Below are 14,170 nucleotides of genomic sequence, written 5' to 3' on the forward strand. Positions count from 1 at the left end.
TGTCCGACGCATGCCAGGCATCGCGGGCAGGGTTCCAGACGGTTTCGGTCTGCGCCAGAACATTACACAGCTGCTGCTTTGGCAGAGCTAACGAGGTCGGCATTACATGGAGTTTGTCATTGCGTTCGTGTCTTTCATGATCTGGCCACTGCTGGCAGGCCTACTAGTCACGCTGGTGCTGGAGCATCTGATCCTGCGCCAGATGGACTCGGCACCAGTGGTCTTCTGGCGCCGGGCCTGGAGCGCCCAACTCGCCCATGTGGGGTATTGGTGCGCGAGCTGGGCACTGTGCACCATAATCACGCAACGCCCGTGGTTTTCCGTGGTGGTCGTCAATGCCCTGTGGCTGGTGGTGCTGCAGGTCAGTCACACCAAATACGTCTCGCTGCGTGAGCCTTTCCTGAGCCAGGACTTCGAGTATTTCACCGACGCCATCAAGCATCCCCGGCTGTATATCCCCTTCTTCGGCATCGGCCTGACGATTGCCGCCCTCTGCGCCGGCGCACTGGCGATCGGGACGGGTCTGTGGCTGGAACCCGCGCTGGGGTTCTCTGCGCGCTACGCCGATGACACCAGCGCCTGGCTGGTACCGCTGATCGCCCTGCTGCTGGCGAGCGGCGCCATGACCTATGCGCTCGGCAATCGACTGACTCGAGACATCATGCTGTTCCCGGAATATGACCTGCGTGAGCGCGGCATGGTCGCCTATCTGTTGGCATACGCTCGCCTGGCCCGTCGTCCGCTGATGCCGGATCACGATCCCCTGCAGACGGCTGGGCAGACGGCGCGTGAGGCGCTGGAGGCGATCGGCAACGAAGCTGCACAAGGCTGTCTGCCCCACGTGGTGAGCGTTCAGAGCGAATCCTTCTTCGATGCGCGCCGCGTCTACCCCGCGGTGCGCGATGACCTGCTGCCGAATCTGGACCGCTGTCACTTCACCGCCCTGTCTCAGGGGCTACCCTGCGGGCGGCTGGCCGTACCGGCCTGGGGTGCCAATACCGTGCGCACCGAGACGGCCTTCCTTACCGGCCTGACCGCCGAGCAGCTCGGCGTGCACATGTTCAACCCCTACCACCAGCTGGCCAGGCGTGATGTCTCCAATCTGGCCGCCAGCTACAAGGCGCTGGGCTATCGCACCCTGTGTATCCACCCGTATCCGGGCACCTTCTATCTGCGCAATCAGGTGCTCAAGCGCATGGGCTTCGATGAATTCCTCGACATCGCGCACTTCAGCGATGCCGACAGGTGTGGTCAGTACATCAGCGATGCCGCCGTGGCCGCCAAGGTGGAAGACTGTCTGCTGGCCGCGGGCGATACCCCGTTGTTCATCCAGGTGATCACCATGGAGAATCACGGGCCACTGCATCTGGAGCCATTGGACACGGCTCGCCTGTCGGAGTGGCATGACGGCGATCTGCCGGACAACTGTCAGGAGCTTGGCATCTATCTGCGTCACCTGGTCAACGCCGATGCGATGATCGGCCAACTGACCACGGCGCTTTCCAGACTGCCGCGCGGCGGGCTGCTGTGTTTCTATGGGGATCATGTACCGATCATGCCCGAGGTTTACGCGACCCTGGGAGAACCCAATGGCGTGACCGATTGCTTCATCTGGTCCAGCGCCCTGCCGGAATCCGACGACACCGCGCGCCAGACCATGGCGACCGTGCGCGACAAGGACCCGGAGCTGATGGAATGGGCCCTCGATAGCGACGGGCCTTTCAAGACTGACGAGCAATGCCGCAAGGGCGACCCGCGCGTCACCAATATCGACACATTAGGAAGTGCGCTGCTGGAGGCGACCGCCCGTCATGCTCGCCACAGCGCCGCGACTCAGAAGTTCAGGAGCCTCTCATGACCCGACGCGTTGCCATCATCGGCGCTGCCAGCCGTTTCCCCGGCACCACTCAGGCCACTCTGTGGGACGACCTCCTGGCCGGCAAGGACATGGTGACCGAAGTCGCCGATGACCGCTGGAGCAAGGACTCCCTTTTGCACCCGGATAAGAAAGCCCCGGGGATGAGCTACAGCTTCGCCGCCGGTTCACTGGGCGATATCACGGGTTTTGACCCAGCGTTCTTCGGCATCAGCCCGCGCGAAGCCGCCAGCATGGATCCCCAGCAGCGCATGCTGCTGGAAATGAGTTGGGAGGCCATCGAGCACGCCGGCATCTCCGCCGAGAAGATGCGCGGCTCACGCTGTGGTGTCTTCATGGGCATCGCGAGCCTGGATTACTCCTATCGCATGGCGGATGACCTCAGCGCCATCGGCCCGAATACCGCTACCGGCAATACCTCCAGCGTGGCCTCCAACCGTTTGTCGTATGCCTTCGACCTGCACGGCCCGAGCCTGTCACTGGATACCGCCTGCTCTTCTTCAATGGTCGCCTTCCATCAGGCCTGCCAGTCGATCCGCAGCGGCGAGACCGACATGGCACTGACCGGCGGCATCAGCCTGCACCTGCACCCTTACGGCTTCCTGATCTTCTCCAAGGCCACCATGCTGTCGAGGACCGGCCGCTGTCAGGTCTTCGATGAAGCCGGTGATGGCTATGCGCGCTCCGAAGGCGGCGGTGTCTTCCTGCTCAAGAATCTCGATCAAGCCATCGCCGATGGCGATCGCATTCTCGCCGTGGTGGCCTCTTCCGTGGTCAATACCGATGGCTACAAGTCCGGCCTGACCGTGCCCAACCCGGCGGCGCAGATCCAGTTGATGGAACTGGCCTGCGAGCAGGCTGGCATCAGCCCGGACGAGATCGACTACCTCGAGGCCCACGGTACCGGCACCGCCGTCGGTGACCCACTGGAAACCCACGCCATCGGTGCCGCCATCGGCCAGAAGCGCTCAAGCCCGCTGCCGATCGGCTCGATCAAGAGCAACATGGGCCACCTGGAGACGGCCTCCGGCGTGGCGGGGCTGGCCAAGGCGCTGGGTGTGATCGCCCACCGCGAAGTGCCGGCCACCATCAAGATCCAGCGTCTGAATCCGAAGATTCGCAGCGACGAGTGGAATCTCGACATCGTCACCCAGCCGCGCAAGCTCAAGGCCTCCGGCCGTCTGGTGGTCGGGGTCAACTCCTTCGGCTTCGGCGGCGCCAACGCCCACGTGCTGCTGGAAAGTGCCCCCGAGCCGGCGGTAGCGCAACCGCCGGCTGACGGTGAACAGACGCCGCCGCTGCGCATGAGCGCCCGCTCCCCCGAGGCGCTCAGACAGATGGCGCGCGAGCTGGCCGAGCACCTGCGTGAGACGCAGGCGCACGATGCCGCCCCGAGCCTCTACGACCTCGCTTGGCACCTGGCGGCCCGCCGTGAGCATCACGTGCACGGCGCGCTGCTGAGTGCAGACAGCCTGGAGCAGCTGATCGAGGACCTCGAGACCCTGGGCGGTGACGCTGCGCTTGGCGATCATCCGCGCATCACCCTGGCGGACCGCCTCGCCCCGCTGCCCGCCGAGAGTGACAACGGTGCCTCGCCGCGCAAGGCGGCCGGTGCGCCCTCACTCACTCGCGAGCGTGGGCCGGTATTCGTGTATTCCGGCAATGGCTGTCAGTGGGCCGGCATGGGTCGCACTCTGATGCAGGAATCCGCCAGCGTGCGCGCCTGCCTGACCCGACTGGATGCGGCCTTCCGCGAGTTCAATGGCTTCGAGCTGCTCAAGGAACTGGACGGCAGCCTGGTCGAGGACGGCGAGAACCGCCTCGACGCCACCGAGATCGCCCAACCGACCCTGTTCGCCCTGCAGGTGGCGATCACCGAATGGCTGATCGAACGCGGCATCCAGCCGGTGGCCGTCACCGGCCACAGCGTGGGCGAAGTGGCGGCGGCCTGGGCCAGCGGTGCCTTGAGCCTCGAGCAGGCGACCCGTGTCATCTTCCAGCGCAGCCACCATCAGGGACGCACCCGCGGCAGCGGCGCGATGATGGCGGTGGGCCTGGGTGAGAGCGAGATGTGCGAGTGGCTGGAACTGCCACAATGGGCCTCGCTGTCACTGGCTGGCATCAACGGCCCGCGCGGCACCACGCTGGCCGGCGATCGTGAACGGCTCGAGGCCCTGAGTGCCGAGCTTTCCGCACAGGGCACCTTCGCCCGCGTGCTGGGGCTCGACTATGCCTTCCACAGCCCGGCGATGGACCCGATCAAGGACGGCCTGCTCGCCTCCCTCGAAGGGCTGACGCCCCGCGCCACCCGCATTCCCTTCCTCTCCACCGTCACCGGCAGCGTGATCGAAGGCGAGCGCCTGGACGCCAGCTACTGGTGGGAGAACATCCGTCAGCCGGTGCAGTTCGAGGCCGCCGTCACGCGTCTGGTCAGCTGGCAGACCGCCAGCGAGGCGGGCCTTGGCCGTCATCGTCTGCTGGTCGAGATCGGTGCTCATCCGATTCTGCGCAGCTATCTGAATGATGTGCTCAAGGCGCGCAGTGACGAGGCGCCGGCGGGACAGGTGCTGGTCAGTCTGGAGCGCCGTCATGATGGCCTGGAAGCGCTGGAGCATCTGCGTGGCCGCCTGCTGCTCTCCGGTGCGGTGGATCTCACTCGCCTGTTCCCGGTGGCCGGTCGCTTCGTCGACCTGCCGACCTATCCCTGGCAGCGCACGCCATGCTGGGTGAAGACCACCAGCGAAGGCCAGCGCCTGCTGGAACGCCATTACGTGCATCCGCTGCTCGGCTATCGTCTCGCTCAGCAGCAGCTGACCTGGGAGGCGCAGCTCGATACCCGCAAGGTCGCGTGGCTGGCCGATCACCAGGTCGGCGAAAGTGCCGTCTTCCCGGGAGCCGGCTATCTGGAGCAGTGTCTGGCGGCCGCCCACGAATGGCAGGCCGCTAGCGCGGAGGAGGATTCCCTGCCCGACGTGCTGGATCTCGAGGACTTCGAGATTCGCGCCCCGCTGCTGCTCGATGACACCACCCTGCGCCTGACGCGTCTGTCACTCGACAGCCGCAACGGTGCTATGCGCCTGGAAAGCCGCGAGACCCGCGCCGAAGATGCCGACAAGTGGAACCTGCATGCGGTAGCGCGCGCCTTTACGGCCACGCGTGGCCGTCTGCTGGAGCGTCGCGCCCCGGCGTTGCCCACGCGTGCCGCCGACCTGGATCGCGAGGCTCACATCGCGGCCGCCGCCCGGCTGGGCCTGCACTACGGCCCGCACTTCCGCGCCGCCGAGCAGATCTGGGTCGAGCGTGGCAGCGAAGGCGCAGTCAACAGGCACACCGTCGGCGCAGCCCCGCAGGTGCTGGCGCGCTTCGCGCTGACCCCGGAAATGCTCATGCAGGACGGTGACTTCCACCTGCACCCCGGGGTGCTCGACAGCGCCTTCCAGCTGTTCATCCCGCTGCTGGGCGTGCTCAAGGGCCAGACGGCTGCCAGCGATGGCATGGCCTTCGTACCGGTGCGGGTCGGCCGCCTGCAGGTGCGTGAGCAGGTACGTGCCTCACAGATCACTATCGCCCGCGTGGTCCTGCGCTCGCGCGGTCCGCATTCGCTGTGTGCCGATTTCGAGCTCTACGATGCTGACGGGCGCGCCGTGGCCGTTGCCGAGGAAGCGCGCTTCCGGGCCGTGCGTCTGGGTCGCGATGGCACGGCCCACCTCGATTATCTGGATATCGCCCTGACGGCGGCGCCGCATCCGTTGAGTCCGCGCCCTGCCGCCGCCCTGGCGCTGGAATCGCTGGTCGCCGAGGCGATGGCGCCCGAGCTTGCCCACAGCGACGACAACACTCATCCGCTGGAAGACAGCCAACGCTTCCGTGATGAGCTGGAACCGCTGCTCGACAGCCTGATGCTCGCCAGCGTGCACGAGACACTGATGCGCCACGCGGCGCCGGGCGATCCGGCAGCCCCGCACCTGGATCACGAGGCACTGTCCCGCTGGCAGCGCCGCAGCCCGCTGTTCACCCGCGTGCTGCTCGACTGGGCGAGTGCCCAGGGCTTGACCGAATCCCGCGAGAGCGGCGACTGGCAGATCCACCCGCTGGACCTGCCGGCGGCCCGCGACATCTGGCAGCTGCTGGTTCGTGACTATCCGGGGCAGTTCCCGCTGACGCATGCGGCAGGCCGCCTGCATCTGCACCTGGACGAATGGCTCAACCGTGGCATGCCGATGGGCGGCACACCGTTGGGCGAGTCCGGGTCCGGGGCTGAGTCTGAAGCCGACGCCACCGATGCCCTCGACGAGGCCGAGCAGCTCTTGCCTACCGCTCAAGTCTCCGGCGTAGAGGGCCTCGCCACTGACCCCCTCACCCAGGACGCCGAAGCGGCACTGGCACAGTTGCGCCAGCCGTTGATCCCCAGCCTGCTCAAGACCGCCGTCGGCAATGCCGGCTGGCAGTGGCTGAGCGCGCAGCTGGATCAACGTCTCGCCCGCAGCCTGAGTGAACTGCCCTCGGGCCAGCGTCTGTCGGTGCTGGAACTCGGTGCCGGCGGCCCGTGGCTGGGACAGCGACTGGAAGCACTGCGTCTCGCCGACCGGCGTGAACCGTCTTTCGATGCGCTGGATTACACATTCCTCGCCGCCAGCCAGAATGCGTTCGGCGAGGCCCAGCGCCTGCAGGAAGACCTGCCGCTGATCGATGTCACCGCCAGCGAGGGCTGGGAAAGCCCCCAGGCGCCGGTGCAGGTCGCCATCGTGCATCTGGACATGGAAGCGCCGTCTCAGGCCCGCGAGCTGCTCAGTCAGCTGGTGCAGCGCCTGGCACCCGGCGCAGAAGTCCTGCTGTGTGGCTGTGAGCCAGCCGCCTGGAGCGGCCCGATAATGGCACTGGATGATGGCGAGCAGCTGCGCAGTCATCCGGGCATGGTCCAGTGGCAGCGTCTGCTCGGCCAGCTTGGCCTGAGCCTGCCGGCGACGGATACCAGCGCGACGCCGATGTCCGGTGCCTGGTGCCTGGCCGCGAGCAAAGCGATGGCCGAGGACTCCGCTCAGTCAGATGCGCCACAGACGTCTATGAAGATCGCGCTGCTGGATACCCCACAGGCGGCTGCGGACCAGGCGCTGATCTCGTTGCTGTCGCAATCCCTGGAGGCGCGTGGCCATCAGGTGGCGCACGTGACGCTGCCGCCGCAAGACACCCCGGAGGCGCTATTCGCTCGCTTCTCGAGCGTCGATCATCTGGTCGCGCTGCCGGCCAAGGCCAGCGACGCCGCTGCCACCAACGCCCGGCAATGTGCCCGCCAGCAGCTGCTCACCGAGGTCACCCAGGCCTTCGAGGCGGCGCAGGAACAGGATGACAGTCTGGTGGCGCCGACCCTGTGGGTGCTCACGCATGATGTGGCCGCCATGTGGCAGTCACCGCCCTCGGGGGATGCGGCTGCGACCGAGGCGCCTGCAGATGCCGCCAGCTGGGGCTATGCGCGCAGCCTGGCCAACGAGAGCCAGTCACTGGATATCCGCCTGCTGGACACGCCGACGCTGGGAAGCGACGCCGTCAGCACATCAGCCTTGATCAACGCGCTGGTACAGGAAATCGAAGCCCCGGATCACGAGCAGGAAGTCGTGCTGGATGCCAATGGCGCCCGCTTCGCGACGCGCCTGCGTCAGGTGACAGCCCCTGCACAGGCAAGGCTTGCGATGGCCGCCGAGCAGGCATCCCACGAGACGGCGGCAGGCCAGAGCGAGACAGCCCGGAAAGATCGCCGCAGCGTGAGTCTGGGCTTCAGTCAGCCGGGCCAGCTGCGCAATCTCGAGTGGCAGCCGCGTCACCTGCCCGAGGTGGCACGCGGTGACGTCGAGGTACGTGTCGAGGCCACCGGCCTCAACTTCCGCGACGTGATGTACACCCTGGGGCTGCTGTCGGATGAAGCCATCGAGCACGGCTTCTCCGGCCCAAGCCTGGGACTCGAGTTCTCCGGTGTGGTGACACGCGCCGGTGACAACGCCGAATTCGCGGTCGGTGAGCGGGTGGTCGGCTTCGGCCCCGCCAGCTTCTCCGACCGTCTGGTGATCGTGGATACCGCGCTGGCCCGCGTGCCTCAGGGCGTCAGTCTGGAAGCGGCAGCGACCATCCCGACCACCTTCTTCACCGTCTACTACGCCCTCAAGCATCTGGCGCGTCTGGAAGCCGGCGAGAAGGTGCTGATCCACGGGGCTGCCGGAGGGGTGGGCATCGCGGCGCTGCAGATCGCCGAGTGGCTGGGCGCCGAGGTGTTCGCCACCGTCGGTTCGCCCGCCAAGCGTGACTTCCTGGCGCTGATGGGCATCGAGAACGTCTATGACTCGCGCAGCCACGGCTTCGCGGAGGACATCCTGGCCGATCTCGCCGCCCGCCAGCAGCGCGATCCGAGCGTGGATGCACGTGGTGTCGACGTGGTGCTCAACTCGCTGGCCGGTGAGGCCATCGTCCAGAATCTGCGCGTGCTCAAGCCCTTCGGGCGCTTCTGTGAGCTGGGCAAGCGTGACTTCTACGAGAACACCCCGATGGGGCTGCGCCCGTTCCGCAACAACCTGAGCTACTTCGGTATCGACTCTGATCAGTTGATGAAGGAATGCCCGTGCCTGACCACGCGCCTGTTCCGCGAGATGATGGCGCTGTTCGAGAATGGCACCCTCGCGCCGCTGCCCTACACCACCTTCGATGCCAGCCAGGTGGTGGAAGCCTTCCGCTACATGCAGCAGGCCCGCCAGATCGGCAAGGTGGTGGTCACCCAGCGCTCCCTCGCGGCACCGCTGAGCGAGTCGCAATCTGCTCCAGCCGGTTCCGGGACTTCTGTCATGACCACCGGCGGCTTGGCGGTGCAGTCCGGCGAGCTGCACCTCGACCCGGCGGCCAGCTATCTGGTCACCGGCGGTCTCGGGGGCTTCGGGCTGCGCAGCGCCGAGTGGCTGGCCGCACAAGGCGCCCGAGAACTGGTGTTGCTGGGGCGCTCCGGCGCTGCCAGTGACGAGGCTCAGGCAGGTGTCGCGCGTCTCGAGGCACAAGGCGTGCGTGTGCATGCGCTGGCCTGCGACGTCGCCGATGAAGCGGCGCTCACGGCCGTGTTCTCACGCTTCATCACGTCGGGGGATGCCAGTGAGGCGAAAGATGCCATCGCGCCGCTCAAGGGCATCATCCATGCCGCGGCGGTGATCGACGATGCGCTGATCCGCCATCTGGACGCCGAGCGCATCCAGCGGGTGATGACCCCGAAACTCGAAGGCGCACGCCTGCTGGATCGTTTGAGTGCCGAGCATGCGCTGGACTTCTTCGTGCTCTACTCCTCGGCGACCACGCTGTTCGGCAATCCCGGTCAGAGTGTCTACGTAGCAGCCAATCACTGGCTGGAAGGGCTCGCCGCCAGTCGTCGTGCGCGTGGCCTGCCAGCCACCTGTGCCCGCTGGGGCGCGATCGAGGATGCCGGATTCCTGGCGCGCAACGAGAAGACTCGCGAAGCGCTCAAGAATCGTCTGGGCGGTGATGCGCTGATGGCGGATCACGCCCTGGCCTGTCTCGGCGAGATGATCGTCTCGGATCAGCAGGCACTGGCACTCGGCAAGCCGGGTCGCTCGCTGGGCGTGCTGGAACTGGAATGGGGAGCGCTGGCGCGCTTCCTGCCCACGGCCGCGACACCGCGCTTTGACGAGATCGCACGGCGCGCCGGAGACGATGACGGCAGTCAGGCGCAGCAGGACGATATCGCCGCGGCCCTGGCGGGCTTGAGCGGTGAGGCGTTGCAGACCGCCATCGTCGAGATCCTCAAGGGCGAGCTGAGCAAGATCCTGCTGATCGACGTGGCCGCCATCGACGTCAACAAGAGCGTCTATGACATGGGCTTCGACTCGCTGATGGGGGTCGAGCTAATGACGGCGGTGGAGGCGCGTCTGGGCATCAGCATTCCGGTAATGATGATCAGCGAGGCTGCCACCCTGTGGCGTCTAGCCGACAAGATCGCCCAAAAGATGTCACGTGAAGAAGAAGTGGACGAACCTCAGCAGCCAAGCAGTACTTTGGCACAACTCGCCAAAGTGCATGGTGAAGACCATGTCCCAATCCCCCTAAACGAGGCGTCTGCCGTAAAATAGTGACAATCTATAGTAGCTAAGGTAGTAGTTTCGCTATAGTACTCGATAAAAAAGACCAGCCCACTTAATGTCGGCTGGTCTTTTTCATTACGAAACTGCGATTAAGCCATCAGCGAATGATCCATTCCAATATCAATCCCTAAACGCTGGCATACTTGCATGGGCAGAAGACGACGAGCTGAGATTCTAGGACGACACATTTCTTGAATTCTCGCTTCTGATTTATAAAGTGCGAGATACTCATCATAATTATCAAAGGATGCCCTATCCTTATAGTCAATATACGTCTCTGCCGGAGTCCCATTGGCGAGGATGGTTTCATGTCCCCATGACTCGATATGGTAATAAGTGACTTCGTCGTCCAATTCCTCTAAAGGGACATAGTCAATGGAGCTTCCATTCACCAACACACTAGCGTTGATCAACAGATCATCAACAACAATACCGTGCCCTGCCGTGAGGACCAGATCAGATGTCGGAACGCCATGGGCAATGGCGTGCTTTCGGATCTTGATAGCTTGCAGGTTCTCGTTGAAATCCTTGGGCCTGGTGGTCTGCCGACCTATCCACTTGATGCTTATCGTTCGGTTTTCCGCTGTCATGATGTCATCGCCCACCTGAAGCGTTTCTATCGGTCGAGCGCCCTTGGGGGTCATGATTTCTGTTCCTTTGGCAAAACAGTTGATATCAACAGATATCAGACCATCAGAATCCAGTAGGTCGACATCAATGACATCATTGCTATCATCGGTATCGCTATCTCCAACACTTACGTCCAATAGTGCCATGATACATACTCCCTATGAATTATGAGACTAAGACTAAAGTTTATTACAACTAATATATCTCATGCTACATTCTTAGTATCGTATATTAACAAGTTTTTATGTGTGTAAAAAAATAGCAAAGAATTCCTTTTTCTTTACGCTTTTAAGACATATTTCTTAAGACGTTAACGCTCGGCGAGCATGAAATGAATCAATAAAAACTTACTTATTATTAACTTTAAAAAGTGAGCGATTGATGCCAAATCATCAACACGAGATCGGCATGCTCAGCAATATCCACAAAGCACTACCGCTCGGCACCCCTTTAGAATACTAATGCAGTTTTACCAGACACCGTGCTACGCTTAGCATTAGACGCGTGATCAGATTGTTTTCACGTTGCATAAAAGTGCGCCTTTCTTATCACACGAAGGAACGCACTGAGTAAAAGTGTCGCTTCATACGCACTGGCGTAGCATGCCCGGAGTCGACATGGGCAGGTGGTAGGATTAAGGAGAAAATTTCATGGACGAAATGCGTATCTTATCTATCAACGAGCATCAAGATCTCAATGCTCACTCTCCCCTGGCGATCATGTCAAGCGCGGACGGCTTCACATTGCTCCTCGCAAAAACACAAAACGCCACGTATCTCGTGATCGCGCAACATATGGGGCGTACCGTCTCAACCCTAGAGCTCGCGTCTGCTCGCTATGCCGAGTTTGTGATTCAGCTGATTGATGAGCATATCCGGCAACATCCCGGCCTGCAGAGTGCAGATCTCAACACGCACATTGTCCTCAAGGCCAGGGATCATTTACCTCGTACTGCCATGCCCGGCGATTTCCTCGGCCCTGCTGCGTGATCCTCAATGACCATCTACGCAGCTCAGCCTCGGATGGCCGCCCTACTGACATTGTGGTAACGCTTTGATTTGGAATGGCATCATCGGTAATGGGCATTATCGTGGGTGGCGCTTGAGCGGCCCTGACGGGTGACTCGACGGCCGCACGCGCGCAACCGCATGTGGCGGGTCCTCAGCAAGTCCCATCGAGATTCGTTCCCACGCGCGCAAAGGCTTGCCCTCTTGCCGACACCCCATCATCATCAAGGGAAAGACCGCTTCAACTTCAAGGACTTCCTCTTTGGCAACACGTCACTCCTCCGGCCTCTCTCCCCGCGACATGAAACAACAGCTGCTGGACAAGGCGCGTGCCCGTCGTACCCAAACGACCGCTCGCGTGGCGGACGACGCAGGCGACGATATGTTTGCCAGCAAGCCAACACCGCTTCAGATCAGCGATGACTTCGTGCGTTTCGATCGCCAGCCCGGTTATCAGCAGCTGAGCATGATGCAGCAGGCCGGCGCCGCCTTCGGCGTGCCGGAGCCGTTCTTTCGCGTGCATCAAGGCTGCGCCGGCGCCACCACACGCATCGATGGGCGTGAGCTGGTCAACTTCGCCAGCTACAACTACCTCGACTATTCCCGTCATCCCGAGGTGATCAAGGCCGCGGCCGAGGCGGCGGCCCATTACGGTACCTCGGTGTCGGCCTCACGCGCCGTCTCCGGTGAGCGTCCGATCCATCGGCAGCTGGAAGCGGCGGTGGCGCGCACCTACGAGGTCGAGGATGCGGTGGTGTTCGTCAGCGGTCATGCCACCAACGTGTCCACGCTGGGCTATCTGCTCGGCCCGAAGGACCTCATCCTGCATGACGAGTGGATCCACAACAGCTCGCTGGTCGGCGCCCAGCTCTCCGGCGCTCGTCGCATGCCCTTCGCGCACAACGACCCGGACGCGCTGGAAGCCCTGCTCAGCAGTCAGCGCGGCAAGTTCGAGCGCGTGCTGATCGTCACCGAAGGCCTCTACAGCATGGACGGCGACGTGCCGGACCTACCGCGCCTGATCGCTCTCAAGCAACAGTACCGCTGCTGGCTGATGGTCGATGAAGCCCACTCCTTCGGCGTGCTCGGGGAGCGTGGGCTCGGCCTGAGGGAGCACTTCGACATCGCTGCGCGTGACGTCGATATCTGGATGGGCACGATGAGCAAGACGCTGTCCGGCTGCGGCGGCTACATCGCCGGCTGCAAGGAACTGGTCAGCATGCTGCGCTACTTCGCGCCGGGCTTCCTCTACTCGGTGGGCATGCCGGCGCAGGTCGCCGCCCCGTCACTGAAGATCCTCGAACTGCTCCAGGGTGACGATGCCAGACTGCGCATCGCCCGCCTGCATGCTGTCTCCGGCTACTTCCTTACACGCGCCCGTGCGCTGGGGCTGGATATCGGGGACAGCCTGGGCGTCGCGGTGGTGCCTGTCATCCTCGGCAGCTCCCTGGTGGCGGCACGCCTCTCCAACCAGCTGTTCGAGGCCGGCTTCAACGTCCAGCCCATCCTGCACCCCGCCGTGCCGGAGAAGAGCGCCCGTCTGCGCTTCTTCCTCTCCTGCGAGCACACCGAAGCCCAGGTGGATGCCGTCCTCGAGACCCTCATCCAACAGCTGAACGACATCAAGGCAGGGCTCTGAGGGTTGTCAGCCCACACATGACGGATCGATCAGTTCTGCAATTTCACACCCTCAGAACGAAAAACGCGGCCCTGCTCTTCAGCGGGGCCGCGTTTTTGTCACGGGATCGTCACTACCGAAAATCAGTGCTTGAGTGGCACCTCAGTCGGTGAGCCTCAAGCCTGATCTCCCGAAAGCTCGCTCAACACCTGCTCGAACACCTCTTTAGGCTGGGCACCGTTCAAGGCGCTGCGACGATTGAAGACGAAGGTCGGCACGCTGGAGATACCCATCTGCTGCCAATGGGCTTCGCGCGCCCTTACCTGCTGGAGGGCTTCCGGGTCGTCCAGCTGTGCCAGCCCTTCGGTGGCATCCAGCCCGACCGCAGCCAGAGAGTCCGCCATCACGGCGCGGTCCGACATGTCCTTCTGCAAGGTGAAGTAGTCAGCGTAGAACTGCATCATCAGGTCATGCTGCATGCCCTGTTCGGCGGCGTACTCGAGCAGGACGTGGAGCTCGAGGGTATTCACCATGCGCATGTCGTCGAAGAAATTGAAGACCAGGCCTTCCTCGGCTGCCAGTGCGGTCAGATTGCGACGTGCCTCGGCACTGGCCTTGGGCGTGGTGTCGTACTTGCGCTCGATATGGGCGCGCAGATTCTCGCCGTGTGCCGGCATGGCCGGATTCAGCTCGAAGGGCTGCCATTCGATCTCGACGCTATCTTCCAGGCCAAGTGACTGAATGGCGCTCTCGAGGCGCTTGTAGCCGATCACGCACCACGGGCACATCACGTCGGAGACGATGTCGATCTTGAGCTTGTCTTGCATGTCAGTTCTCCTGAGTGGTGAAGTAGCCTCCTTCACCCCACGTGAATAGTCGTGAGCGATTGCTCAAATTTTGCGCGTACTGTAGA

Annotated in this window: 6 protein-coding genes; 4 read left to right on the forward strand and 2 right to left on the reverse strand. The window is 63.2% G+C overall.

The features are described from left to right. Window positions 1–106: 106 nt before the first annotated feature. Window positions 107–1,858, forward strand: coding sequence for an LTA synthase family protein (locus tag BOH68_RS10670; RefSeq protein ID WP_077373716.1), 1,752 nt, complete (start codon window positions 107–109; stop codon window positions 1,856–1,858). Then, entirely contained in the window at window positions 1,855–9,990 is an 8,136-nt protein-coding gene (locus BOH68_RS10675) for a type I polyketide synthase (RefSeq protein WP_077373719.1), read from the forward strand. The genes BOH68_RS10670 and BOH68_RS10675 overlap by 4 nt, the downstream gene beginning before the upstream one ends. 101 nt (window positions 9,991–10,091) lie before the next feature. Here the strand turns inward: BOH68_RS10675 and BOH68_RS10680 are convergent, their stop codons facing one another. Next, window positions 10,092–10,778: a Hint domain-containing protein gene (locus BOH68_RS10680; protein ID WP_077373722.1), complete on the reverse strand. Its 687-nt coding sequence runs from the start codon at window positions 10,776–10,778 to the stop codon at window positions 10,092–10,094. A 504-nt stretch (window positions 10,779–11,282) separates the two neighbouring features. On the opposite strand from BOH68_RS10680, the gene BOH68_RS10685 reads away from it, so the two are divergent. After that, window positions 11,283–11,621: a hypothetical protein gene (locus tag BOH68_RS10685; RefSeq protein WP_077373725.1), complete on the forward strand. Its 339-nt coding sequence runs from the start codon at window positions 11,283–11,285 to the stop codon at window positions 11,619–11,621. A gap of 280 nt (window positions 11,622–11,901) precedes the next feature. Further along, window positions 11,902–13,278: an aminotransferase class I/II-fold pyridoxal phosphate-dependent enzyme gene (locus BOH68_RS10690; protein WP_374700402.1), complete on the forward strand. Its 1,377-nt coding sequence runs from the start codon at window positions 11,902–11,904 to the stop codon at window positions 13,276–13,278. Between the two features lie 155 nt (window positions 13,279–13,433). Here BOH68_RS10690 and BOH68_RS10695 read toward each other — a convergent pair whose 3' ends face one another. Then, window positions 13,434–14,084, reverse strand: a complete 651-nt coding sequence (locus BOH68_RS10695) for a DsbA family oxidoreductase (RefSeq protein WP_077373728.1) — start codon at window positions 14,082–14,084, stop codon at window positions 13,434–13,436. Window positions 14,085–14,170: the final 86 nt, after the last annotated feature.

The sequence above is a fragment of the Cobetia sp. MM1IDA2H-1 genome, assembly GCF_002916775.2.
Classification (GTDB): domain Bacteria; phylum Pseudomonadota; class Gammaproteobacteria; order Pseudomonadales; family Halomonadaceae; genus Cobetia; species Cobetia marina.